The following is a 24,360-nucleotide window of genomic DNA, read 5'->3' on the forward strand; positions in this document are numbered from 1 at the left end:
GTGTCGCACCCTTTCGCGCGGAGTGCGCCGGAGGTTACGGGGGCGATGGGCGGGTAGGGGTGCGGGGCCGCACCGAGAGAAACTGCGCTCCATGCTATAAATATGACCCTCTTCACACGCATATGTATGACATATAGGATCTAGGAAGTTTCGTACAAGGGTTGACAGCGTCGCTTCGTTCGTAAATCCTATAGGAAACAGGATTCCACGAAGGAGTGATCATCATGGCGTATACCGCCAAGAATTGGCCCATCACCGCGGCCCTCCTGCAGTTCCCCGGCACTGACGCCGCGGGGCAGCACGTCAACGACGCCGAGGCTTCCGTTTGGGCGTCCGTCCTCCAAGAAGTCAAGGACGCTGGATTCGCGAACGCCGACCTCACCGATAGCTGGGTCCGCCCGGGGGATCTCAGCAAGGAGCGTCTCGCCGAGATCAAGCAGACGGCCGATGGAGTGGGGATCGGTGTCCCCGTCATCTCCGCCATTCGGCGAAGCGTCATTCACGCCACCGACTGGGCTGACAACCTCGCCTACAGCCACCGCACCATCGACGCCGCTGCCGAGCTTGGCTGTGAAGTAGTCTCTTTCGGGCTGCACCAAGCGATCACTCCGGAACAGCAGAAGCAGCTGTGGTTCTGGACCGTCGAGGGCTACAAGGACCCCGTGGGGGACAAGGAAGTTTGGGGCAACGCGGTCTCGCGGATCCGGGAGCTCGGAAAGCATGCGGCAGAATCCGGCATTCTGATCTCGCTTGAAATGTACGAGGACACCTACCTCGGGACCGCTGATTCGTCCGTGCAGCTGGTCCAGGACATCGGCTTGGACAACGTTGGCCTGAACCCGGACCTGGGTAACCTCATCCGCTTGCACCGGCCCATCGAGGACTGGCGCGAGATGGTGGCGAAGACCCTTCCCTATTCCAATTACTGGCACATGAAGAACTACTTCCGCGACGAAGATGTGGCCCGCGACAGTTACATCACTATGCCGGCCCCGATGGAAAGCGGGCTCATCAACTACCGCGAGGCCTTCAAGTTCGCGCTGTCCGTCGGTTTCCAAGGCATCCTCTGCACGGAGCACTACGGCGGCGACGGCCTCAGCGTTACGGCCAGCAACCAGGAGTACCTCCGCAGGCATGTCCTACCGAAGACCGAGGGCTACGAACTCGGCAAGAGCCAAGTTGCCCAAGGACGCCAAGTACCGGCAACCCAGCTCGCAGGAGTCTAGGAAATGACACAGATCTTCGACAACCCGGCAGACTTTGCCGATGAAGCGCTGGACGGCTTTGTGGCCGCCAACCGCGGTTATGTCGCCCGCGTTGACGGCGGCGTGGTCCGCTCTACGGAGGTGCCCTCCGGCCAGGTTGCCCTGGTGGTGGGCGGCGGTTCGGGACACTATCCGGCTTTCGCTGGACTGGTGGGGCCTGGCCTCGCCACAGGTTCGGCCTGCGGAAATATGTTTGCCTCCCCGGCAGCAGGTCAGGTGTATCGCGTAGCGAAGGCGGCCAACGCCGGCGGCGGAGTCCTGCTCAGCTACGGCAATTACGCCGGCGATGTCCTGCACTTTGGCCAAGCACAGCTCCGGCTCAACGCCGAGGGTATCGAGACCCGAACCGTCACTGTCACCGATGACATCGCCAGCGCGCCCATCGAGCAACTCGGGAAGCGCCGTGGAATTGCCGGTGACCTGACGGTCTTCAAGATTGCCGGCGCCGCCGCGGAAGCGGGACTGGACCTTGACGACGTCGAGCGTCTGGCCATCAAGACCAACTACCGCACGCGGTCTTTGGGGGTGGCCTTTGACGGCTGCACGCTGCCGGGCGCCAAGGATCCGCTATTCCACGTACCTGCCGGGCAGATGTCGCTGGGCCTCGGAATTCATGGCGAGCCCGGAATCTCAGAGCATCCGATGCCTACTGCCTCGGAGCTGGCGGATCTGCTGGTCACCAAGCTGCTCGCGGACAAGCCGGAGGACGCCGGGGACCGTGTGGTGGCGATAGTCAACGGTCTTGGCACGGTGAAGTACGACGAACTCTTCCTTCTGTTCGGCAAGATAGAAAAACTCCTCAGCGCTGAGGGCCTCACCGTGGTGGAACCGGAGTGCGGCGAGCTGGTGACCAGCCTGGACATGTCCGGACTCTCCCTGACGCTGCTGTGGCTGGACGAGGAACTCGAGCAATACTGGGCTGCACCGGCTGACACTCCGGCGTTCCGCAAAGGCAGCATGTCACTTCGCGCGCCTCGGGCTGAGGCAGCAATTGTCGACGCCGACACCACCGACGTCGAACAGCCCACCCCGGCAGCCGCAGAACTCGGGCGGCAGGCGGTGGCCATCCTCGCCCAGATGCGTGACGTCGTCGTCGAACATGAAGAGGAACTCGGCAAGTTGGACGCGATCGCCGGTGACGGTGACCACGGGATCGGCATGCGGCGCGGCGTCGATGCCGCAGCTGCCGCCAGCGAGGCCGCTGCGGGTTCTACCGTGGCGCGCGTGCTGACAACAGCCGGGGAAGCCTGGAGTGAACGGGCCGGCGGGACGTCGGGAGCCCTCTGGGGTTCCGCGGTGATCGCGGCCGGGCTGTCGCTTGGCAACCGTGAAAGGTACACCTCAGAGGATGCGGCCGCTGCTGTGCAGGCCTTCGTCCGTGCCATCACCGAACTCGGCAAAGCCGATCCGGGGGACAAGACCATGGTGGACGCTCTCCTGCCGTTCCGGGACACCTTCCTCACGGAGCTCGACGGCGGGACTCCCGTCGATCGGGCCCTGGCAGTTGCCGCTGCGGCCGCCGAGTCCGCTGCCGCGAAGACAGCCGAACTGCGGCCGCTCAAAGGCCGGGCGCGTCCCCTCGCGGAAAAGAGCATCGGCCACCCCGATCCAGGGGCAGTGTCCTTCGGTTTGATCGCCGCCAGGATTTCGCAGTTCATCACTTCACGACTGGTCACCGATTCGCAACTGGTCACCGATTCGCAACTGGCGCCCGCTTCCTCAGCGGCAGCGGCAGGAAATGGAGCACAAGCATGAGCAACAACCAAGGCTGGCGCATCATCGTCGGCAACGACGAGGCCGGTGTCGAATACAAGCAGGCACTCGTTGCCTTGCTGGAAGCAGACCCGCGCGTGGCATCGGTGACGGATGTCGGCGTCGGATTCAACGATTCCACTGCCTACCCGCACGTGGCCGTCGACGCCGCCCGCAAAGTGGCCGAAGGTGAAGCGGACCGGGCACTCTTGATCTGCGGCACTGGACTGGGAGTAGCCATCGCCGCCAACAAGGTCCCCGGAATCCGCGCCGTCACAGCCCACGACAGCTACTCCGTTGAACGGTCCGTGCTGAGCAACAACGCGCAGGTCCTGACGCTCGGTCAACGGGTGATTGGCTTGGAACTGGCCAAGAAGCTCGTAGGGGAGTGGCTTGACCACCACTTCGACGAAACCTCATCCTCCGCCGCCAAGGTGGACGCCATCTGCTCGTACGAGCCCGACTACACGAAGGCAGTCTGATCATGACCAATCCTGAACCTACTGAAGTGCCTGCAAAGAACGCCGCCCGGAAGATCGCCGTCGTCGGCTCCGGTTACATGGGCGGCGGCATAGCCCAGGTCCTGGCGCTGGGCGGGGCGCGTGTTGCGCTGGCCGATGTGTCTGCCGAGATTGCGCAGAAGAACTTTGATCGTCTGCTGGTGGAGTCGGACCAGTTTGTTGCAGATGGGTTGTTCCCGGCAGGCTCCACCGAAATCCTTAAGCAGAACCTATGGGCCGCCAAAGACATCGAGGAAGCTGTGGCCGACGCTGACTTCATCGAAGAATGCGTGCCTGAGGTGTTGGACATCAAGCACCAGACACTTGCCCGGATCAGCGCTGCAGCCCGCCCGGATGCCGTGATCGGTTCCAACACGTCCACCATTTCCATCGCTTCGCTCGCTGAAGCGGTCACTCATCCCGAGCGCTTCCTGGGCGTGCACTTCTCCAACCCGTCGCCGTTCATTCCCGGTGTTGAGATCATCCCCCACGCCGAGACCTCCGCGGCAACAGTGGCAGCATCCCGCGAACTGGTGCATGCGGCCGGCAAGCAGACCGCCGTCGTCAAGGACGTCACCGGTTTCGTCCTGAACCGCCTGCAGTACGCGCTGTTCCATGAGGCAGCGCAACTGGTGGAGCAGGAAATCGCAACAGCGGACGACGTCGACACCCTGGTGCGTACCACGTTCGGCTTCCGCCTGCCCTTCTTTGGTCCGTTCGCGATAGCGGACATGGCCGGTTTGGATGTTTACAACTTCTGCTACAAGTCCCTGCAGACCGGTTTCCCGGAACGCTTCGCGACGCCGAAGATCCTCTCCGACCTCGTGGAAGCAGGCAAGCTCGGCACCAAGACCGGCGCGGGCTTCCTCAACGTTCCCGCCGAACGCACTCCGGAACTCATCGCCTACCGCAACAAGGCCTACGTCGCCATGCAGAAGCTCATTGAAGAGCTCGGCCCGGCCCCCATCAACTAACTTTCAGGAGAAGACATACATGACTTTTTCCTCCGACGCATGAAACTGCCTGCTGCTTTTTCTACTGCGGACTCTGCGCCGGGCACTGAGCTGGACACTGTGTTCGTAGGCGTCAGCACCAAGATGTACCTGGGCTATGCGCAGAGCTTGAAGTGGTTGGAACAGTTGGTAGCTGAAGTGGACGCCCGTCCGGCCCTCGCGGCCGGGCGGGTGGTCCCGTTCGTGATCCCGTCGTTTCCGGTGCTGCCCGAGGCGGGGCGGTTGCTTTCGGGAACACCGCTGGTTCTGGGCGCCCAAAACTGTGGGTGGTCCGACGGCCCGTGGACCGGTGAAATTTCTCCATCGATGCTGAGGGAACTCGGCGTCGGCCTCGTGGAGATCGGCCACGCGGAACGTCGACGCTACTTCGCCGAGGATGAAGCGATGATTGCGCTAAAAGTACGGGCCGCCGTCGACGCCGGGCTGACGCCGCTGCTGTGCGTGGGGGAGCCGGACGTCCTGCCCGCGGAAGCAGCGGCGGACACGGTTTACCAGCAGGTTAAGGACGCCGTTTCCGGCGACTGGTCGGCGGCCTCCCGGTTGGTCATTGCCTACGAACCCGTGTGGGCCATCGGTGCCCCTGAGCCGGCTTCGGCAGAGTACGTTTCGCAGGTGGTGGCCGCAGTGCGGGATTCACTATCGCGGCACGGCTTGGCCCGGACGCCCATTATCTACGGCGGCTCCGCGAAGCCAGGGCTGTTGCCACAGCTGGACGGGGTGTCCGGGCTTTTTCTTGGCCGCTTTGCGCACGACGCCACAAACTTCGGACGAGTCCTCGACGAAGCCCTGAGTTCTTGTACAGCAGATGCCCCTAAGAGGCCCTCTAAAGGGCATTAGGTGTACAAAAACTCCGCTGGCAGAGGGCCACGAAGCCTCCAAGGTTCTCAAGGCCCTCGGGATGCGTCGGCAGGTAGTTGGTCAGTTCGGAGGAACGAACGACGACGGCACGCCACTGACCGCGCGATACCGCCACGTTGATCCTGTTCCGGGAGAGCAGGAACTCCATGCCGCGCGGAACTTCTCCGGCTGCAGACGCGGCCATGGAAACGATGACCACCGGAGCTTCCTGGCCTTGGAACTTGTCCACGGTGCCAACACGCACCTTGCTCAGCCCGGCGCCTCGGAGATAGTGCTTGATCAATTGGACCTGGGCGTTGTACGCGGCAACCACCAGGATGTCGGCCTCCTTGAGGGGTCGAGGGTCCGGCGAGTCCGAGGGGTCTAGCCAGGCCAGGCCGAGGTGGGCTTGGACCTGCCGGACCACCTCTGCCGCTTCTTCGGGTGAGGACGTCGAGTTACCGGTGTGCTCAACGTAGACGCAGGAAATGCCCGGAGCCATACCGTCCAGGTGTCGTTCCTTTGCCGCCCTGGCTGCTTCAAGCCGGTTGTCATAGGAAAGCTCTGAAACCGCGCTGCAGAGTTCCGGATGCATACGCCACGAGAGTGCCAAAAAGTAGCCCAAGTCAGATGGCAAGGTGTTGTACCCATCCGAGAGCCAGCCAAGTGCTGATTCATCAACGGGTTCGGGATGTTTTCCTTGGGTGACCTGTGGCAGCTGCTGCGGGTCGCCTAGAAGCAGAAGCCGCTTGGCTGCCCGGCTTACGGCCATGGTGTTTGCCAGTGAGAACTGTCCGGCCTCGTCTATGACAAGGAGATCCAGCGAGCCGGCAGGAACCGAGCTGCCCACCATGGTCCAAGCTGTACCGCCGATCAAGGCCCCGCCTGCCGTGGACAGCAGCTCTTCCACGTCCCCTTTGGCGCATTGGGTCCACGGTAGGGGGTCGTTGTGTTTGACTTCCTTGGCCACACGCTGTGGATCAACACCGGCCTTCTCAACAGCAGCGCAGAGCATGTTCTCCACCACGGCATGGGACTGGGCCACGACGCCGACTTTCCAGCCTGCAGCGACGAGCCGGGCGATGACCTGAGATCCGACGTACGTCTTTCCGCTGCCTGGAGGTCCTTGGACGGCCAAGTAGGACTGGTCCAGGTCCTGGACTGCCGCTGTGATGGCATCTATGTAGCCGTCCGGACCCGCTTGAACCGTGGGCAGGGCCGGCAGTGTACGAAGCTTCGGAGGCAGCCTGCGCACCAGGTCCAAGGAGCAGTCCCGAGGCCAGGCCGGCAAGGAGGCGCTGAGTTTTGTTGCCAACGCCGCGAGTGCAGCTCTTTGTCCGTCGGTGGAGATGGGGCTGTCCGGAGTCAGGGCCATCGGCAGTTCGCCGTATTCGGTGGCCCCGCGGGGGAGCCGTTCGGAAATAGTGACGGTCTCGGCGTCGTCCGTTTCTCCCACCTCGACGACTTCCGTGCCGCCCCAACCCGCGCGGCCCAGCACTGAGGATTCCTTCTCCGCCAAAGCTGTCGGCAGCGGGGGACCGAACATTCGAAAATACTTCTTGCCGGGCTCCAACCCGGATCCATCCCCTGATCGGCCGATCAGTTTCACGATTCGCACAGGATTCCTGCGGGGGCCGGGTTTCGCCCAGTCCTGCAACAACTCGGCACGTTCTACCGTGAAAATGTCGCGGCCGTCCTCCCACTGCGAAACGGGCTTCTCAAGACGGTCGAAATGTCCCCACCAGTGCTGCTTGTCTTCGCGGCGGTGGTACCCGACGCCGGCGGCCACAATTCCTACTGCACGCGCATCAGCCGTGGTTCGTTCGTCTTCTGACAGGACAGCCAGATAGTCCAGCAGCGCCGTCTCTTCGGGCGCCGCCTCGTACTTCGCCGGTGACTCTTCGGCAGGTTGAACCTCATTTTCCTCAGTCGGGCCGCCGGGCATGATGGAGCGCTCAGCGGCACGGGCAAGGAGCCAATTGCGTAGCTCCAACGTCGATAGGCAATCGTATTCGTTGTAGTCCCGGATGCCTTCGAGGGTCTTTGCCGCTTCCTCCTGGTTCCCCGTATCCCGGGCCGTGCAGTAGTCCGCGTAAGCAACGACGGAGGCGCCGGCGTCGGTCACGTCACCCGAGCGAAGGTGTTGCCCCATGTAGAGAGGTTCGAGTTTCTTGATGCTGTACGAGTTCTCTGAGATCCGGATGCTGTGCCGGACGGTGTCGTAGAGGTCCACCAGGACACCTTGGCGCAGGAGGTCGTCGACGGCGGTCTCGCCCACCACGTGCGTCAAGGAGAGGTTCCTGAGGGCGGTTTTTTCGTACGCAGCGTAGTGGTAGATGTGCATGCCGGGATACGTGGCGCGACGCTTGGCCACGTAGTCCAGGAAGTCCACGAACGCCTTGCCTTCTTCAGCCCGCGAGTGAGCCCAGAAAGGCCTGAATACGGGCGCAGCGCCAGGCTCCACGGGGTTTTCGATGACTCCGAAAAGGTACTCCAGCCCCCACTTTTCCGTGACAGGATCTTGCCAGAGGGGATCGCCTTCGAAATCGAAGAAGATGTCGCCCGGATCCGGAGCGGGCAGCCTCCCCAGCGTGTTGTCCGGCAACACGTTGTAACTGATGGCTTTGGCTTCTCCGGACTTGTCCCTGTACGTGACCGTGCCATCCGCCGTGCCTGTGCCGGTCTGCAGCCGGGCCTGCTCACGGAGTCGCAGCAACGTGGGGTCACCCGCCTCGGGAAGGGCAGCCAGCCCATCAATGGTGGTAACACCAGCCTCAATCAACTTCTTGCGCCGGCTGATCCGCATACCGGCCACCATCAGGAGATCCCTGTGCATTTGGACTTGCTCAGCGCAGTAGTCGCAGCGGCCACACGCGGAGTACCGGGGATCACCCCATTCGATGGGACCGTCAGCAAGAAGATGCGCCTCGGTCATGCCAAGGAAGCGTTCGCGTCGTTCCTTGAAGACCGGGAGGATCCGGGTGAGGGGGTGGTCGCTGTGGACGCGGTTGCCCAGCACCAAGGTGACCGTGGGATCCGGCGTGATCCCTGCCTGAATAAGTTGATCTCCATAGGCGGCCAACTGCAGGAGGGCAGTGACCTTGGCGTGCCGTGCGAGCTTGGTGTCGAAGACGGCGTACTGCCCGCCGTGGCGCTTGACCAGGAAATCGGAGCGGCCATGGAATTGGCCATCGAAGAAAGCGGCCTGGAAGACGACGTCTGCTCCGGAGCGCAGGGCGTCGATGGATTCCACATGCTTTGCCAAAAGCGTGGCGCGGTCCATCGCTGTGGCGGGGACGACGTCGTAAACGCCTTTCCCGGTAGCCGCATCCCACAGCCCGAACTCAGCCACAAACTCATCCAGGACCCGGTGCTCATGGACGTCACCAAGCTTGGCGGTGCGTTCCAGCATGGCATCGGTTGCGAAGTCAGGCTTTGGCGTGCGGCCCAGTTTTTCATCGAGTTTCCGAAGCAACTGGTACTCGCATGTGGCAGCGATGACGAGGTCACTGGCTGAGAACACCAGGTCCCGCGGGGCGCCCGCTATCCCAGGATCGAGAAAGAACACAGCGACCCACCTACCTCTCCATACCGTCATTAAACCCTTGCAGCCAAGCTATCAGCGGGCCCTGACAATTTAGGTCCCCGACAATATGGAGCATCCACTTTAGACTGCACCCATGACTGAAACAGCCGCAGCCCCGGACCCCGCTTTCGAAGCCGCCTACCAAGCCGCACAAAAGAGCCTCAGCGAGGGCGGGATCCCCATCGGAGCCGCCCTGGCCCGTGGAGGGGAAGTCATTGCCAGCGGCCACAATGAACGTGTCCAGCACGGCGACCCGATTGCGCACGGTGAGATGTCCGCGTTGAGGGCGGCCGGACGCCAAAAGAGCTACCGCGACACCACGCTCTACACCACCTTGGCGCCATGTGCGATGTGCACGGGCACCATCATCCAGTTCAAGATCCCGCGAGTGGTGGTTGGCGAGGCCGAAACCTTCCCCGGAGAGTTCGACCTCCTGCGTTCACGTGGCGTGGAAGTCATGGTGTTGGACGACCCCCGGTGTGTGGACATGATGCGCACTTTCCAGCAGGAACACCCCGAATTGTGGTCTGAAGACATCGCCGAATAGCAGCAGCAAACTGAACGTCCAAAGGGTGCGGAACCGCCTAGTCACCGATAGCCGCCAAGCGTAGGCTGGCATCATCGGCGTCGGTGCCGAGAGGCTCCGCGTCGATGACCCCAATCGATGAAGGAGGACCCATGAGTGCCGTACGTGAATTCATGACAACCAACGCTCAGTGCATCGAAGAGGACAAGACTCTTCAGGAAGCCGCCAGGCTGATGAGGGACATGGACTGCGGTTCACTTCCCATCTGCGGCCGCGACGGCAAGCTCACTGGCTTCATCACCGACCGCGACATCGTGGTCAAGTGTCTGGCCGAAGGTAAGGATGCCAGGGAAGTCCGCGCCAGCGAACTCGCCACCGGCAAGCCGTACTGGGTGGACGCCGATGCCGGCGTTGACGAGGCCGTCACCATGATGGAGGAACATCAGGTGCGCCGCTTGCCCGTCATCAGCGACCACAAGTTGGTAGGCATCATCAGCCAAGGCGACATCGCGCGAAACCACTATGCAGAGCAGCGCCTCGGTGAGATGGTGGAGCACATTTCGGCCAAGGAGCGCATGTCGCACTGATCACCCAAACGCACTGATCACCCAAACCGATAACACCCACACCAGCCGCCGCGAGGCATCCCTTGAGAGGAACGCCTCGCGGCCCGTTTATTCACGTTCCTGCATGGTCCAACTACAGCACTAACACGGCTGCCCGGATAGGCCTTAGCGGTACCTGCCTCGGAAACTGTCGGCCATGTGAGGCAAACTGTCATGGTGACTTCAAATCTCCAACACCAGTCAGCTGACTCCGGCATCCATGCCCTGATCGCCGAAGAACTCGGCGTCAAGACCTGGCAAGTCAAAGCCGCGGTGGAACTGCTCGACGCCGGATCCACAGTTCCCTTCATCGCCCGTTACCGCAAGGAAGTCACCGGGACGCTCGATGACACCCAGCTGCGTGATCTCGAGGAACGCCTCAGATACCTGCGTGAACTGGAAGAACGGCGCAAGTCCGTGCTGGAGGCGATTGCCGCCCAAGGCAAGCTGACCCCGGAACTGGAAGCCGCCGTCGTCGGTGCTGACACCAAGGCGCGCCTGGAGGACATCTATCTTCCTTTCAAATCCAAGCGCCGCACCAAGGCCCAGATCGCCCGCGAAGCCGGACTGGAACCGCTGGCCGACGTCCTGCTGACCAACCCGCAGCTCGACCCAACCGCCGAGGCAAGCAAGTACCTGAACGCCGAGCACTCAATCGACGCCGCCGCCGCGGCGCTCGCGGGGGCACGTGCCATTCTGGTGGAACGCGTCGGACAGGACGCTGACCTGGCCGAGGACCTCCGCGAACGCCTCTGGAAGCAGGGGCGCATGGTGTCCCGGGTCAAGAAGGGCATGGAGGCGGAGGGCCAGAAATTCAAGGACTACTTCGAGTTCACGCAGGTGCCTTCCGGCATGCCTTCGCACCGTGTGCTTGCCCTGCTGCGCGGCGAAAAGGACGGCGTCCTTGAGTTGGATCTCGCAGAAGCGGACCCGGCCGACGACGACGCCCTGGCCGCCGCCCGCGGCCGCTACGAGAACGCTGTGGCCAGATGCTTCGGGGTCTCCAACCAGGGGCGTCCTGCTGATAGCTGGCTGATGCAAACCGCGCAGTTGGCGTGGCGGGGACGCATCCTGGACCGGCTGACCACGGACCTTCGCGGACGCATGTTCGCAGACGCGGAAGATGAAGCTGTTCGCGTGTTTGCCGCCAACTTGCGCGATGTCCTGCTGGCCGCACCCGCGGGCAACCGGGCCACGCTTGGCCTCGACCCGGGACTGCGTACCGGGGTGAAGGTCGCCGTGGTGGACGGCACGGGCAAGGTGGTCACCACGGACACCATCTACCCCCACGCACCCGCGAAAAAGTGGGACGAAGCGTTGGCCACCCTGGGACGTCTCGCCAAGCAGTACAACGTGGAGTTGGTGGCAATCGGCAACGGAACGGCTTCCCGTGAAACGGACAAGCTGGCTACTGAGCTCATCAAATCCCTGGAAGCTGCCGGTTCCAAGGGAATCCAAAAGCTCGTGGTGTCCGAGGCCGGGGCTTCGGTGTACTCGGCGTCCGCCCTTGCCGCGTCGGAGCTTCCGGGCATGGACGTCTCCTTGCGCGGGGCCGTGTCCATCGCCCGCAGGCTCCAGGACCCGCTGGCCGAGTTGGTCAAGATCGAACCCAAGTCAATCGGCGTGGGCCAGTACCAGCACGATGTCACAGCCGCGAAGCTCGACCGTTCGCTGGATGCAGTGGTGGAAGACTGCGTGAACGCCGTGGGCGTGGACGTGAACACAGCCTCCCCGGCACTGCTCAGCCGGGTGGCCGGCGTCGGGCCGCTGCTGAGTGAGAACATCGTGGCCTACAGGAACGAGAATGGCCCGTTCGCGAAGCGCAGCGACCTCAAGAAGGTGCCCCGGCTGGGAGCGAAGGCGTTCGAACAGTGCGCGGGCTTCCTCCGGATCACCGGCGGAGCAGAGCCACTGGATGCCTCCAGCGTGCACCCTGAAGCATACTCCGTGGCCCGGAAGATCCTTGTTGCAGCCGGTGGCGGTCCGGCCACGGCGTTGGATCCGCAGGCCTTCGTCGACGGCACCTTCGGCCTGCCCACGGTCAAGGACATCATGTCCGAACTGGAGAAGCCCGGCCGCGATCCCCGCCCGGCCTTCAAGGCAGCTTCCTTCTCTGAGGGCATTGAGAAGATCTCCGACCTCAAACCGGGCATGATCCTGGAAGGGACGGTCACCAATGTAGCCGCGTTCGGCGCCTTCGTGGACGTCGGAGTGCACCAGGATGGGCTGGTCCATGTGTCCGCGTTGTCCAACAAGTTCGTTTCGGATCCGCGCGAGATCGTAAAGTCCGGACAGGTGGTGCGGGTCAAAGTGCTGGAGGCAGATCCAGAGCGGAAGCGCATCTCCCTGACGTTGAGGCTCGACGACGAACCCGGCACCGCTGGCGGACGCACCTCGGGTGGACGTGCTTCAGACGGCCGTGCTTCAGACGGCCAGAGTGCTGGCGCACGTGCCGGTGGGCAGCGTTCCGGCCAGCCCGGCCAACGTTCCGGCCAGCCCGGCCAGGGTTCTCAGCGGGAGGGCGCACCGCGTCAGGGCCAGGGTGATCGCCGTCAGGGCGGTGCACGCCACCAAGGCAAGCCTCAGCAGGGTCCGGCCGCTCCTGCCAACACGGCCATGGCCGAAGCACTGCGAAGGGCCGGACTCGGGAAGTAAGCCTCGCCGCTCGCGAGTCCCGCTCTTGTTCGTGTGCCTCTCCGTTCTGCGGCGAGTAGGACGAACAAGGGCCGGATTCGTAAAGGGTCGAACCGCCCCCGGCCCTTACAAACCTGCGGTCCTTGCCTCCCACACCTCTGCATTGGAAGGTTGCAAAGCCATGGGCAGCCAGCGCCCGATGCGCTCGAACGCCTCTCGCCGGACAGGTTCCGGCGAGAGGAAGATGTCGTGGAATGCGTTGGGCAGCCGGCTCACCGTGACGGTGTCCGCGAGTGACAGGGAGCGGTGGGCCACGGCGTCGACGTTGAGTGCCACGTCAGCGGTGAGGGCATCGGCCGACCATTTCGGTTGGAGATAACTCTTGTCCGAGAGCAAGACGAGCACCGGAACATCGATGCCCAAACCGGCCGCAACGGTGGCTTGGCCGCGGAATACGGCGTCAAGGAATGCAGGGGTGATGGGGAAACCCCGGTCTGGCCGCCACTGGAGGTTGTAGTCCCATTCGCCATCAAGGGTGGCTGATACGGCCCGGGTATAAATGCCGGGATCCACTGGCGGTAACGGCGTCAACGGATGAAGGCGGGCATGGAGCCCCACCAACGGCGCGATCGCGCGTCTTCCGAGCTCGGTGGCCTGGAATTCCAGCCAAGGGCTGTTGAGGATCAGTGCCGAAGCCAAGCCAGGGTGGCGTGCGGCCCACAGGCTGAGGGTGAGCCCACCTGTGGAGTGGCCCAATAGAATGAGCGGCCGTTCCTCGCCGGAAATGCCCCCGTTCGATACGCCACCGCGGCCCATCGCTGTGAGTGCTGCTTCGATGTCGGGGTCGTAGTCGGCAAGGTTGGTGACGTAGCCGGGCACGAGGCCAGGACCCAGGCTACGGCCATAGTTGTGCAGATCCAGGGCGTAGAACCGAGCCCCGGCCCGGTGCCAGAACTCGGCCACGTGCCGTTGGAAGAAGTAGTCGGACCAGCCGTGGACGTACAGGACGTCGGCGTCGATTCCGGTGTTGTCGGCAGCCCCGTCCCCGGCCCCGAGCCACTCCGGCTCGGTGCCAAGGTACCGCACCAAGGTGGCGACAGCACCGTCGTCGAGCTTTAGCGTTTGTTGCTCGAAACCATCGCCAAGGATGTCCGGGATCCAAGGCTGGGTCATGAGTCTTTTTCTTTCTGCCAAGGCCAGCGGCCCGTGATTTCCAGCTCGAGGGAGAAGCTGAGGAAAGTACGGATCAGCACGATGATGGCCAGCACGCCGACGCTCTCAAAGGTGGGAGTGACGGCCACCGTGCGGATGATGTCGGCGGCCACCAGGAGCTCAAGCCCCAGCAGGATGGACCTGCCCAGCAGCTGCCGGTAGGAGCGGTACGGAGAGAACGGGGCAAGGCCTCGGGCACGTTTGGGTTGGTACCCGCGCAGGGCCAGAGGAACCGAAACCACGGCTCCGATCACCATGACTGCCACCCCCGCGAAGTCCATGTACCGGCCGACTTCTTCGATGACGTGCTGGAAATCCATGGCCCTCCCTGCCTAGGTGCGTGCCTCCACCGTCTCACAGAGGAGTCGCTGCACGCAGCAGCCGCCGCACGCAGCAAACAACGACGGCGGCAGCGGGGTTCCGGAAAAACAGAACCCGGCTGCCGCCGTCGAACGTTGCTGAAAAGTGCCGTTACAGCGCCGGCCGCTACAGTGCGGGTGCCGGGACCGGGAAGAACACCCGGGGATCCTGAAGCAGCGCGGGGTAGTCGAAGTCGGTGCGCTTGATCACGTTGGTGACCTCGAAGTTGCGGGCGAACCGGCCGTCAACAGTGATGGGCCGGCCCTGGATCAGGCCAACAGCGAAGATCTGGCCACCGTCGAAGGGAACGGCAAGTTCGGTCTTGCCGGGCAGTGTATTGAACGCCTGCTCCTGAGCCTGGCGCTTGCGCGTGGGCTTCTTCTCAAGCTGCTTGACGGGCCGTTTCTTCGGTCCCTTAACCTGGCGGCGGGACTTCTCCTCCGCGTACACGAACTGGTATTCCTCGGGGTCTGCCGGGGCAGCGGCGCGGGCCTTGCCGTGCGGCGGCATGGCGACGGTGGTGAGCTGCTCCGGACGGAGGTCATCCACGTTGGCGCGAAGGATCAGCAGGCGATCCTCTTCCGGGTCTTCCGGGTGGAACTCGTGCTTGGGTTCAGGCCACACGTACTCCAGCTTTTCCTCGGTACCCGGGAAGATCTGGGAGTAGTGCTTGGGATCCTTGGAGATCAGCTTGGAACGGTGGCTGAGGTGCAGGTCCTCGTGTCCGAGCCACGGCGGCATGATGATCCTGGAGGCGTAATCCGGGTGGGCCGCCTGCGGTGCGAACTCCGTGATGTTGGTGCGGGTGTTGTCCGGGTGTCCGCGCGCAATCCACTCATCGGCCATGGCCAGGCCATACATGGTGAGCGCGGGGACGTGGCCCATCCACATTCGCACGGCGGGGTGGGACTGCCAACCGTACTCCGGGATCACCAACGCGCGGAGAACCTGGAGGGCTTCGACGCGCTGTTTGCCGAGCCTTGAAGTGTCGAGCGCCGCGGCACTCTCACGGAAATCGGCGAAGGGGAGGAAAGTCTGCATCCTTTCAGTTTGAGGGTGCCGGGCCTGAGAACCAAGTTGAGTGCTCCGGGACACGTGCCGCTGTTGGGGCCTAGAGTTGTCGGGTGGAAACTTTTGGCGAGAAAACTACGACCACGGCGCCTCCGGTTGCCGAACTGCACCTGCACATCGAAGGGACTCTCCAGCCAGAGCTGATCTTTGCCCTGGCCGAACGAAACGGCATCGAACTGCCGTACGAAGACATCGAGGAACTCCGGGAAAAGTACGAATTTACTGACCTGCAATCCTTCCTGGACCTCTATTACGCCAATATGGCCGTCCTGCAGACAGAGCAGGATTTCACTGACATGACCCGCGCCTACCTGAAGCGGGCTGCCGCCGGGGGAGTGCGCCATGCGGAGATCATGATGGATCCCCAAGCACACACCTCGAGGGGTGTGGCCCTGGAAACTTGCGTCAATGGTGTGGCCAACGCGCTGGCCACCTCCGAGGAAGACTTCGGCGTCTCGACTCTCCTGATCGCTGCCTTCCTGCGCGATATGTCCGAGGAATCGGCGCTTGAGGTGCTGGACCAGCTTCTTGCGATGCACGCTCCGATCGCAGGCATCGGCCTGGACTCCGCAGAGGTGGGCAATCCGCCGTCGAAATTTGAGCGTCTGTACCAGCGCGCCGGTGAGGCAGGGTTGCGGCGGATCGCGCACGCCGGCGAGGAAGGGCCTGCGTCTTACATCACTGAGGCCCTGGATGTGCTTCACGTAGAGCGGATTGATCACGGCATCCGCTGCATGGAAGACACGGATGTAGTGCAGCGGCTCGTCGCTGAACAGGTTCCCCTGACTGTCTGTCCGTTGTCCAATGTCCGGCTCCGCGCCGTGGATAAGCTGGCTGACCATCCGTTGCCCGAGATGCTCGCGATCGGGCTGAACGTTTGCGTGAATTCGGATGACCCCGCCTACTTTGGCGGCTACGTGGACGACAACTTCGAGCAACTTGCCAAGGTCCTGGAGTTCTCGGTTCCGGAACAGGCAACTCTGGCAGCCAACTCCATCCGTTCCTCCTTCGCCAGCGAAGCCCGCAAAGCTGTGCTGTTGGATGAGGTCACTGAGTGGGTCAAGGCAACGGTCACCCCGGCCTAGAAGAGCGCCAGCCGAGACCCGTAAATCACTTGCGGCGTCTGTGATGTCACACTCAGTCACGACGCACGGTGTTTACCTCCTGCAGTCGCGGGAATTAACAATTCATTGGCAAACTTCTAGGGAGTATCCACCATTGAAGGAGAAGCATGGGCGCGAACACCGCCGAGAACACCAACCTTCGTCTGAAGGCCGTACTGGACATCCTCGCTGAGAGCGTATGGTCCGGGGCAACGTTGAATGCCGGCGAGGTGCTGGCCGAGGCGATCGTCCGAGTACCGTTCAATGACCACGAGGCTGAACTTCTCAGTGGCGGCATCCCACGCGGGCACAAGACCCTGACGTCGGCGTCGGCCAAGCTGGTCAAGGCCGGATGGCTGGTCAAGGGCCGTTCGGGCTGGACGATTCCGGAGGATGGCCTGCGCGCGACGGTCGCCTTCCCGGACGCGGCTACTTTCGGAGCAGCGCTCGACGCCGGAACTCCGGTACCAGCCGACGTCGCCGTTCCCACGGCTCCGCCCGTGAAGCCCCAAGCCAAGAAGGCTGCTGCAAGCAAGCGGTCCGCTGCGAAGAAGGCCACCGAGCCTAAAGTCGCGGCCGCTGAGGTAGCTGAGCCGAAGGTCGCTGCGGCCAAGGTCTCCGCGCCACGAGCCAAGGCGGCAACAGCCAAGGCTTCGGCCGCGGCGGCTGCACCTGCTTCGGCTGCACCCGCTTCGGCTGCACCCGCGGCGAAGAAGCCCGCCGCGAAGAAGGCCACCAGCAAGGCGCCGGCGAAAGCAGCGGCGGCCTCCGCCGTCGCGACTTTGCCGCAGCCTGACGCCGTGGCGATTGCGGGGGACTTCAACAAAATCCTGGGAGCCCCCGAGGATTGGGCGCCGCAGTACGACGAAGCCCAGATGGAGTTCAACCCCATCGTCCAGCTGTGGACGCTAACGGCTGAACTGCCGGCCGGTTTCTACACCTACAAGATCGCGCTGAACCGCTCATGGGACGAAAACTATGGTGCGTTCGGTGCCCGTGACGGCGCGAACCACGAGTTGAACCACGACGGCGGCCCCGTCACCATCACGTACAGCCACGCGACACGGGATATCGTGGTCGGCTGAGCCTATTCCAGGCTCGAAACCTGCCCTTGTTCGGCCCACGTCGCCTTGTACGGAGTGTGGGACGGACAAGGGCAGGTTTGGTTAAAGTGGAGCCATGACTGATGAAGCCCTTCGCCTCACAGCCCGAATCACCGGAGTGGTCCAAGGGGTCGGGTTCCGCTACTGGACTGCCCGTAAAGCTAACGAGCTCTTGCTGAAGGGGACGGTCCGCAACAGCTCTGACGGTTCCGTGGAGTTGGTCGCTGAGGGGGAGGCATCCGAGGTCAGTCATCTCACCTCTTGGCTCCACTCCACGCAAGCACCAGGGCGGGTAGCGAATGTTGACTTTGAGGTTTCCGAAGCAACCGGAGAGTTCGACGACTTCCGTATTTTGGGCTAGGTCCTTGCTAGGTCCCGGGCGACACCGTGGTGAGCCCTGATTCGGTAGCGGCGAGGAGTAGCTCGTGGTCGTAGGCGACCAGCCTGTCGGTCTGCAGTCGAATGGCTGCTGCCAAGTGAATAGCGTCCGCGCTTCTCAACTGTCCCGGGACTGCCGCTGCGTACATGAGGTCTGAGCGGGTTACGTCAACCAAGTTGATTCCGGTCAAAACGGAATTGACGACGTCGAAGGCCATGTTCCTCCGACGAGCCGCACAGTGCAGTTCCGTGTAGAGCAGCATGGAAGCCACGAGATGTGCTCCGGAGGCCGCCATCTCCACCAAGTAGGCAGCAGCGGCGGCCGACTCCTGTTCGCTAACCACCAACTTCATGACCGCAGAAGTGTCAACGTAAACGATCACCTGTCGCCGCGCAGATCGGCCAGGATGTCGGCTGTAGTCATGTCGCTGCTGACGCGGGGCAAGATTGTGAAGTCCACAGGTGTCTCGCTTGCCGGCCGGACGCTACCTGCTTGGAGTAGACGCTCAAAGGGTGAAGCCGACGGTGGAATGAGGGTTGCTGCCACCTCGCCGTTGTTGGTGACGTCGATGACTTCCCCATTTTTGACGCGTTCCAGAATCTTACTGCTCTGATTACGCAGTTCCCGGTGCGGAATAGTTGTCATGATCAGCCTCCGTAGCAATCGTAGCACGCCCCGGGCTGGAGGGGTCGTCTGCTGTCTCAGGCAGGCTGAATGGCAGCGCGCGATGCTTCGATGTAGTGCTCCAGCGGTTTCAGCGCAGGCTGCGAGGAGCTGTCCCTGACTGCGTCGGCACCGACGGCGTTGGCTGCAGCGAGGGCGTGCCCGTACTCAAGGCCGGACTGGAGTGCCAGGACCAGCGCGGCACAGAAGGCATCCCCGGCTCCGATGGTGTTGGCGATATCGCTGACTCGCACGGCCGGAGCCTCGGCCACCCTTTCGCCGTCGACGAAGATCGCCGAACCCTCGCCGCCGTACGTTACGGCCACCAAGGGAGCGTCGCGGAGGGCCGGAATGAGTTCATATTCCGTCTCGTTCACGATCACCAGGTCGCAGCGTTCCAGTAACTCGGGGATGATCGGTGCGGCCGGGGCGGCGTTCAGAACGAAGAATCCCTTGGTCCGACGGGCCGCTTCCAGCACCACGTTCTGGTCCACTTCGAGCTGGCAGAGGACTGCCTCTTTGTCTGCGAACGAGACACCTTCCAGGCTCAGGGACCCGTTGGCGCCGGGGCACACCACAATCTGGTTTTCGCCCTCAGCATCCACCAGGACCAGTGCGGTTCCCGTGGCAGCTTCCATTTGGGCAATGTCCTGCACGTCGACGCCGGCGCCCGCCATCGCGCCGATGAGGCTGAGACCTGCGTCATCCTGGCCCACGGCCCCCACCATGCGGGAGGAGCCTGCAAGTCGGGCCGCGGCTACGGCTTGGTTGGCGCCCTTTCCGCCGGGCTGCTGCCGGAGAACGCCGCCACCCACGGTTTCCCCGGGTGAAGGTAGACGGCTGGCAGTCGCCGTGATGTCGAGGTTGATGCTGCCCACCACCGTGAGCGTAGGGGCCACAATGGGCACAGCGGGCTGCAGGGACGTACTCATGGGAGAACCTCTCGGGAGATTAGCTAAGGGAGTTGTCAGGAGGACTGGATGACGGAGAGATGCCCGGCCTTGGCTGCGACCAGGCACTTGGCGAGATAAAACGGGGAACCGTTCCGGCGGACGTATTGGGTGAGGACCAGCACGGGATCGGAGGGGCGGAGGCCCAGTAGCTTCGCGCGGCTGGGGCCTGCTGTACTGAGGCTTATCTGGCATTCACCCGGGCCGAGACTTGCGCCGGGCAGCCCGCCGAGAATTTCCAGGAGCGTTGATGCGGAAAGCGTGGGAGCTTGTGCAGCTTCGGCCAGCGCTTCGGCTTCGGGAATCCCTTGGGCCACGTTCTCCTGGAGATGTGCCATGGGCTCGCCGTTCCGGATGAGCACACTTTCCCAGAACCACACGTCCTCGTCAGGCTGGACGCCGATGCCTGGCGCGACGAATTCCGACGCCGGTTGCTTGATGGCCGCTACCCGTTTGACTTGGATGTCCTGGTCCGGTCCGCCAAGAAGCTGATCGAACGGGCGGATGTGCTCGATTCCGATCCGGGGGAGTGAATCGGCAACAAACCGCCCGACTCCGCGGCGTGCCCGGGTGAGGCCGTCTTCTTCGAGCAACATCAGCGCTTCCCGGATCACGGTGCGGCTGACGTCCATCATGTTGCCCAGCTCGGTCTCCGTGGGGAGCAGGGAACCTGGCGGCAGGATCTTTGTCCGGATCGCTTCGGCGATGCGGGAGTAAGCCGCGACGCGCAGAGGCTGTCCGGCTTGGGCGGCGATGGGTCGTGACAGGAACTGGACGGCGTTGTCGGTCAAGGGTGCCTCACTTGAGATGGGTTACGGACACTGTACCGGATGACTGTGATAGGTTGCACAAGCTCGTAATACATGCTTGTATAACAACTCACATCTCGCGGCGCCGCCCAGCGCCTTCGGACAAAGGAGTTTGATGTGAACATCCCCACCGCCACAGGCGCGCAGACTGTTGACCCGCAGGCTGTAGACCCCCAGGCCGCATCAACAACAACTGCAGCAGCCACAGACGAGGGCCGCTTCCAAGGCAAGGCCGCGGCCTTGCTGATCACCACGCTGGTCCTGGCCGTGCTGGCCTTCCAGCTCAACGCCAGCATGATCACTCCGGCGCTGCCACACATCGGCTCCTTCTTCGGCGAAACACCTGAAGCCGTGGCCCAAGTGCAGTCGATGTTCTTCCTCGCCGGCGCCATCGCCGGGCCCGTGATCGGGCGATGGAGCGACTTCATCGGACGCCGCAACGCACTTCTTTTGGTGCTGGCCATCATGGGCGCGGGAACCGTGCTGTGTATCTTCGCGCCCACCTTGCCGTTGCTGGTTACCGGCCGCTTCCTGCAGGGTGTTTCCAGCGCCATCTTCGCGCTCTCCTACATCGTCCTGAACGAGTACCTGCCCGCCCGACTCTTTGGAACATCCATCGGCATCATCGCGGCCATCAACGGCGGGGTTGGCGGCGTGGACGGCTACTTCGGCGGACTCATGGCTGAGACCCTCGGCTTCCAGTCCATCTTTATCGCCGTCCTGGTGCTGGCCGCGATCGCCGTCGTGTGTGTCATCAAGGTGGTCCCGGGCGGCAAGTCTGCGGTGGCCCCCGGCCGGATGGACTGGTGGGGCGCAGGCTCGCTCTCCGTGTTCCTGGTCTTCATTACGTACTTCGTGTCCACGGGATCATCTGCTGGTTGGACGTCGCCTGCGGCCCTCGGCCTGCTAGCCGGCAGCATCGCGTCCTTCACGGCTTTTTGGCTCATCGAGAAGAAACGCGAAACCCCGCTGGTGGCTGTTCACCACCTCCGTTCACGCCAAGTATGGCCCGTCATCGCCACCACTGTGCTGACGCTCGCTGGCATCTTCGCCATCATCAACTTCACCGTGGTGTTGCTGAGCCAGGACAAGGAAAACGGCTTCGGACTGTCCGCTTCGGTCGCAGCCCTGCTGTTCCTCACGCCCGCCGCGCTCATCGGTGTGTTCGCTGCACCGCTCGCCGGCTGGATTGCCGACCGCCGTGGTTGGATCAAGACGGTCCGGGTGGGTACAGCAACCAGTCTCGCCTGCGCCATTGTGGCAGCGCTCTTCGCCCACAACCAGATCGCTGTCCTCATCGCGATCGCCGCACTCGGCATCTTCTATAACGGCTTCTTCCTCACCGCCATCAACGGCCTGTCCGTACTGCTATCGCCCAAGGAAGCGCCGGCCGCGCTACCAGGCATCAACGGTGCCTCGTTCGGCATCGGGGCGAGCCTCGGCGTCGTCATCGTTGCGCCGTTCGCCGGCCAAGGCACGGCAGCCGGATACTCGGCGGCCCTCTGGATTTCGGTGTCCATCACTGCGCTTGCGTTCATCGTCAGCCTCTTCATCGCTGCCCCCAAGGGCGAAAAAATCTAACGCACGACGTCGGCACGCGGCAGCGCGTGCAACGCACCCCAGCTTCCGCCTACTCCGCATAACGAGCAGTCCGCTACACCTGAAACGAGAGACCATCATGACCCAGCCTGCCCCCTTCTTCCTTGACTGCGATACCGGCATCGACGACGCCCTGGCCCTGGCTTACCTGCTGGCCTCCCCGCGCGCGGACCTCGTGGGCATCGGCACAGTGAGCGGCAACGTCAGTGCGGCTCGCGGAGCCCGGAATACCCTGGACCTGCTGAACTTGGCCGGCCACCCGGACGTTCCGGTGGCTATCGGCGCGCACGATCCGCAAGTGGGTACTTTCCATGGCGGTGCCCCGCACGTTCACGGCGACAATGGCATCGGCGGGGTGGGCTTGGTCCCGTCTGACCGCGAACCCGTCAAGGCCACGGCCGCGGAACTGCTGGTCCAGTTGGCGCATCAGTATGCAGGGGAGTTGCGCCTCGTGGCCATAGGCCCTTTGACCAACATTGCAGAAGCGCTGCGCCTGGATCCGAAACTGCCCGAGCTCATTGCCGAGGTGACCATCATGGGCGGCGCGGCACTGGCCCCCGGAAACATCACGCCTGTTGCCGAGGCCAACATTGCCAACGACCCCGAGGCCGCTGTCGAGGTCCTTGCCGCCGACTGGAACGTGACCTTGGTGCCGCTGGATGTGACCATGACCAACGTCCTGGAAGAAAACCACCGGCAGGAACTCCTGGCCACCGATCACCCGGTGTCGAAGGCCTTGGGTGAAATGCTGGGCTACTACTTCGGCTTCTATGTTGATATCTTCGGGCGGGCTTGCTCGGCAATGCACGATCCCCTTGCCGCAGCCATAGCCGTCAGGGGAGTGGAGTTGACGCTCGCGCCAACCGTCCGTGTTCAGGTGGATACCACCGACGGACCCGGCCGCGGCCAGACAGTCTGCGATCTTCGCGGCCAGTACGCGGGATTCCCGGAGCAGCGCGGCGCACGTTGCCGGGTGGTATTGGCCATCGGCGAGGATTTCGCACCGCACCTGCTGGGCACCATGCAGGCTGCTTGGCTTACTGAGGCTCAGGCAGCGGCACCCGTCGCCTGACTGGCGGAAGACGGAGGTATCGACGACGGCGGTGGCCCGCCGTCGTCGTCCTCTCTTAGCGCGTGGTTCTCCAGAGTGCCTACGCGTACATGAGGGAGCCGGGCGTGGTGAGGGTTTCGCCGGTTTCCAGCCAGGTCTTGAGGCCCGAAAGGATCATGGGCCAGCCGCCGTACAGTTGGTCGTTCGCGCCTTCACGGAGCTGATCGTGCGTGACGGTCAGGTGGCAGGAATCGCCGACAGGCTCGATCTCCCAGGTAATCCGCGACGTTCCTTCGGCCTTGACATCCTCTCCCCAGAGCGCGCGCATTGTTTGGACGAGCCGGCGTGGGGGATCGACTTCGATGTTTTCGCCTTCGCCGAGTGGAGCGTCCGCCTTGACGTTGTGCATTTCGAAGCGGCTGCCCGCAGTCCAGTCCGAGGTGAACGTGTTTCCGAACTGGTATTTGCTGCGGATCTCACTGTTGGTGATGGCTTCCCATAGCCGTTCAGGAGTGGTCTTGATGTAGATTTCGAAGATCTTTTCCATGGGACTTTCCAATCTGGATTTGAGGTCGCTGAGGACAGCGGCCCATGGTTCTGCGTATTTGCTCACCCAGCGATCGTGGATGAGGCGGATAGGAACCGGGTTCAGGAAGTGCAGCTTTTCGCGCCCCCGACGGCGGGTGACCACTAAACCTGCATCCTCCAACAGCTTGAGGTGCTTGGCGATGCCGAAACGAGTCATCTCGAACCGGGCTCCCAAGGCGGAGGCAGACTGACCGTCCTCGCGGAACAGCTCATCCAGCAGTTCCCTGCGGGTGGGGTCTGCCAAGGCCTTGAACACTACGTCCATGGGTTCAGAATAGGTGACCAATTAGTCACGTGTCAACGGATTTCCGGTGTTAGCTCCTATGTTCTTTGGGGTGTGTGGTGGTGGTTGCGTCGGGGTGTTTGGTTGGGGTCGATGTGGGGTGGGGGGATGAACCAGGGGGCCCCGGTTGTGATGTTGATGGTCCATTGTTCTTTGTGGATGAGGTGGTGGTGGTGGCTGCAGAGGAGTGTGCCGTTGTTTGTTGAGGTGGTGCCGCCGTGGGACCAGTAGGTGGTGTGGTGGGCTTCGCACCAGGGTGCGGGGATGGTGCAGTCGGGGAAGGCGCAGCCGCCGTCGCGGGCGGTGATGGCTTTGCGGATGTGGGGTGGGAAGATCCGGGTGGTGCGGCCGATGTCCAGGATGCGGGAGTCGCTGCCGAGCAGGACGGGGATGATGTCGGCGTCGCAGGCGATTTTGCGGATGGTGTTCGGGTGGATGGGGCCGGTGAAGGTTGCTGTGCCGGTGCTGAGG

Annotated in this window: 23 protein-coding genes; 13 read left to right on the plus strand and 10 right to left on the minus strand. The window is 63.1% G+C overall.

Features of this window, described 5'->3' with window-relative positions:
- The first annotated feature begins 224 nt into the window (after window positions 1–224).
- Genes ACLRGI_RS06305 through ACLRGI_RS06325 form a run of 5 tightly spaced genes read left to right on the plus strand, consistent with a single transcriptional unit; the run spans window position 225 to window position 5,367 of the window.
- A complete protein-coding gene (locus tag ACLRGI_RS06305) occupies window positions 225–1,226 on the plus strand; it encodes a sugar phosphate isomerase/epimerase family protein (protein WP_419200804.1) in 1,002 nt (333 codons plus the stop codon).
- A 3-nt stretch (window positions 1,227–1,229) separates the two neighbouring features.
- Window positions 1,230–3,020, plus strand: coding sequence for a dihydroxyacetone kinase subunit DhaL (gene dhaL / locus ACLRGI_RS06310; RefSeq protein ID WP_419200805.1), 1,791 nt, complete (start codon window positions 1,230–1,232; stop codon window positions 3,018–3,020).
- Window positions 3,017–3,499 carry a ribose-5-phosphate isomerase gene (locus ACLRGI_RS06315; RefSeq protein ID WP_419200806.1) on the plus strand — a complete coding sequence of 161 codons (483 nt, stop codon included), beginning with the start codon at window positions 3,017–3,019 and terminating at the stop codon, window positions 3,497–3,499. Before dhaL ends, ACLRGI_RS06315 begins: the two co-directional genes overlap by 4 nt.
- Window positions 3,500–3,501: 2 nt before the next feature.
- Window positions 3,502–4,491 carry a 3-hydroxyacyl-CoA dehydrogenase family protein gene (locus ACLRGI_RS06320; protein WP_419200807.1) on the plus strand — a complete coding sequence of 330 codons (990 nt, stop codon included), beginning with the start codon at window positions 3,502–3,504 and terminating at the stop codon, window positions 4,489–4,491.
- A gap of 39 nt (window positions 4,492–4,530) precedes the next feature.
- A complete protein-coding gene (locus tag ACLRGI_RS06325) occupies window positions 4,531–5,367 on the plus strand; it encodes a triose-phosphate isomerase family protein (protein WP_419200808.1) in 837 nt (278 codons plus the stop codon).
- Here ACLRGI_RS06325 and ACLRGI_RS06330 read toward each other — a convergent pair.
- The gene (locus ACLRGI_RS06330) at window positions 5,354–8,935 is read right to left on the minus strand and encodes a TM0106 family RecB-like putative nuclease (RefSeq protein WP_419200809.1); all 3,582 of its coding nucleotides are present in this window, start codon (window positions 8,933–8,935) and stop codon (window positions 5,354–5,356) included. The two genes, ACLRGI_RS06325 and ACLRGI_RS06330, sit on opposite strands and share 14 nt — an antisense overlap.
- 112 nt (window positions 8,936–9,047) lie before the next feature.
- Between ACLRGI_RS06330 and ACLRGI_RS06335 the strand changes: the two genes are divergently transcribed.
- The 3 genes from ACLRGI_RS06335 (at window position 9,048) to ACLRGI_RS06345 (ending at window position 12,739) form a co-directional block, all read left to right on the plus strand.
- Complete coding sequence (locus ACLRGI_RS06335) at window positions 9,048–9,500, plus strand: nucleoside deaminase (protein ID WP_419200810.1); 453 nt, start codon at window positions 9,048–9,050, stop codon at window positions 9,498–9,500.
- 131 nt (window positions 9,501–9,631) lie between these two features.
- Complete coding sequence (locus ACLRGI_RS06340; protein ID WP_419200811.1) at window positions 9,632–10,066, plus strand: CBS domain-containing protein; 435 nt, start codon at window positions 9,632–9,634, stop codon at window positions 10,064–10,066.
- 192 nt (window positions 10,067–10,258) lie between these two features.
- Entirely contained in the window at window positions 10,259–12,739 is a 2,481-nt protein-coding gene (locus ACLRGI_RS06345; protein WP_419200812.1) for a Tex family protein, read from the plus strand.
- A gap of 105 nt (window positions 12,740–12,844) precedes the next feature.
- On the opposite strand, the gene ACLRGI_RS06350 is transcribed toward ACLRGI_RS06345, so the two are convergent.
- The 3 genes from ACLRGI_RS06350 to ACLRGI_RS06360 form a co-directional block, all read right to left on the minus strand.
- Window positions 12,845–13,891 carry an alpha/beta hydrolase gene (locus ACLRGI_RS06350; protein ID WP_419200813.1) on the minus strand — a complete coding sequence of 349 codons (1,047 nt, stop codon included), beginning with the start codon at window positions 13,889–13,891 and terminating at the stop codon, window positions 12,845–12,847.
- Window positions 13,888–14,250 (minus strand): DUF1622 domain-containing protein, encoded by a 363-nt coding sequence (locus ACLRGI_RS06355; protein WP_419200814.1) that lies wholly within the window; start codon window positions 14,248–14,250, stop codon window positions 13,888–13,890. The genes ACLRGI_RS06350 and ACLRGI_RS06355 overlap by 4 nt, the downstream gene beginning before the upstream one ends.
- A gap of 166 nt (window positions 14,251–14,416) precedes the next feature.
- Window positions 14,417–15,331, minus strand: coding sequence for an MSMEG_6728 family protein (locus ACLRGI_RS06360; RefSeq protein WP_419200815.1), 915 nt, complete (start codon window positions 15,329–15,331; stop codon window positions 14,417–14,419).
- 83 nt (window positions 15,332–15,414) lie between these two features.
- Between ACLRGI_RS06360 and ACLRGI_RS06365 the strand changes: the two genes are divergently transcribed.
- The 3 genes from ACLRGI_RS06365 to ACLRGI_RS06375 all read left to right on the plus strand — a co-directional run bounded on the left by ACLRGI_RS06365 (window position 15,415) and on the right by ACLRGI_RS06375 (window position 17,928).
- Window positions 15,415–16,446, plus strand: a complete 1,032-nt coding sequence (locus ACLRGI_RS06365; protein WP_419200816.1) for an adenosine deaminase — start codon at window positions 15,415–15,417, stop codon at window positions 16,444–16,446.
- Window positions 16,447–16,592: 146 nt separating this feature from the next.
- A complete protein-coding gene (locus ACLRGI_RS06370; RefSeq protein WP_419200817.1) occupies window positions 16,593–17,549 on the plus strand; it encodes a pullulanase X25 domain-containing protein in 957 nt (318 codons plus the stop codon).
- A 94-nt stretch (window positions 17,550–17,643) separates the two neighbouring features.
- Window positions 17,644–17,928: an acylphosphatase gene (locus ACLRGI_RS06375; RefSeq protein WP_419200818.1), complete on the plus strand. Its 285-nt coding sequence runs from the start codon at window positions 17,644–17,646 to the stop codon at window positions 17,926–17,928.
- Window positions 17,929–17,935: 7 nt separating this feature from the next.
- Here ACLRGI_RS06375 and ACLRGI_RS06380 read toward each other — a convergent pair whose 3' ends face one another.
- From ACLRGI_RS06380 to ACLRGI_RS06395, 4 genes are read right to left on the minus strand one after another with little or no spacing between them, the layout of a single operon-like run.
- Window positions 17,936–18,328 (minus strand): type II toxin-antitoxin system VapC family toxin, encoded by a 393-nt coding sequence (locus tag ACLRGI_RS06380; protein ID WP_419200819.1) that lies wholly within the window; start codon window positions 18,326–18,328, stop codon window positions 17,936–17,938.
- The gene (locus ACLRGI_RS06385; protein ID WP_419200820.1) at window positions 18,325–18,591 is read right to left on the minus strand and encodes a type II toxin-antitoxin system Phd/YefM family antitoxin; all 267 of its coding nucleotides are present in this window, start codon (window positions 18,589–18,591) and stop codon (window positions 18,325–18,327) included. The genes ACLRGI_RS06380 and ACLRGI_RS06385 overlap by 4 nt, the downstream gene beginning before the upstream one ends.
- Before the next feature lie 56 nt (window positions 18,592–18,647).
- Entirely contained in the window at window positions 18,648–19,541 is an 894-nt protein-coding gene (locus ACLRGI_RS06390) for a ribokinase (protein ID WP_419200821.1), read from the minus strand.
- 35 nt (window positions 19,542–19,576) lie between these two features.
- Window positions 19,577–20,350, minus strand: a complete 774-nt coding sequence (locus tag ACLRGI_RS06395) for a GntR family transcriptional regulator (RefSeq protein WP_419200822.1) — start codon at window positions 20,348–20,350, stop codon at window positions 19,577–19,579.
- A gap of 135 nt (window positions 20,351–20,485) precedes the next feature.
- On the opposite strand from ACLRGI_RS06395, the gene ACLRGI_RS06400 reads away from it, so the two are divergent.
- Together ACLRGI_RS06400 and ACLRGI_RS06405 are read left to right on the plus strand one after the other, a co-directional pair.
- Window positions 20,486–21,949, plus strand: coding sequence for an MFS transporter (locus ACLRGI_RS06400; protein ID WP_419200823.1), 1,464 nt, complete (start codon window positions 20,486–20,488; stop codon window positions 21,947–21,949).
- A gap of 97 nt (window positions 21,950–22,046) precedes the next feature.
- Window positions 22,047–23,039 (plus strand): nucleoside hydrolase, encoded by a 993-nt coding sequence (locus ACLRGI_RS06405; RefSeq protein WP_419200824.1) that lies wholly within the window; start codon window positions 22,047–22,049, stop codon window positions 23,037–23,039.
- 79 nt (window positions 23,040–23,118) lie between these two features.
- Here ACLRGI_RS06405 and ACLRGI_RS06410 read toward each other — a convergent pair whose 3' ends face one another.
- Both ACLRGI_RS06410 and ACLRGI_RS06415 read right to left on the minus strand, forming a co-directional pair.
- Entirely contained in the window at window positions 23,119–23,871 is a 753-nt protein-coding gene (locus ACLRGI_RS06410; protein ID WP_419200825.1) for an ArsR/SmtB family transcription factor, read from the minus strand.
- A 56-nt stretch (window positions 23,872–23,927) separates the two neighbouring features.
- The coding region (locus ACLRGI_RS06415) for an HNH endonuclease signature motif containing protein (RefSeq protein WP_419200826.1) at window positions 23,928–24,360 on the minus strand (433 nt) is incomplete at its 5' end.

The sequence above is a fragment of the Paenarthrobacter sp. PPS72 genome, assembly GCF_048537125.1.
In the GTDB taxonomy this organism is placed as follows: Bacteria; Actinomycetota; Actinomycetes; order Actinomycetales; family Micrococcaceae; genus Arthrobacter; species Arthrobacter nitroguajacolicus_E.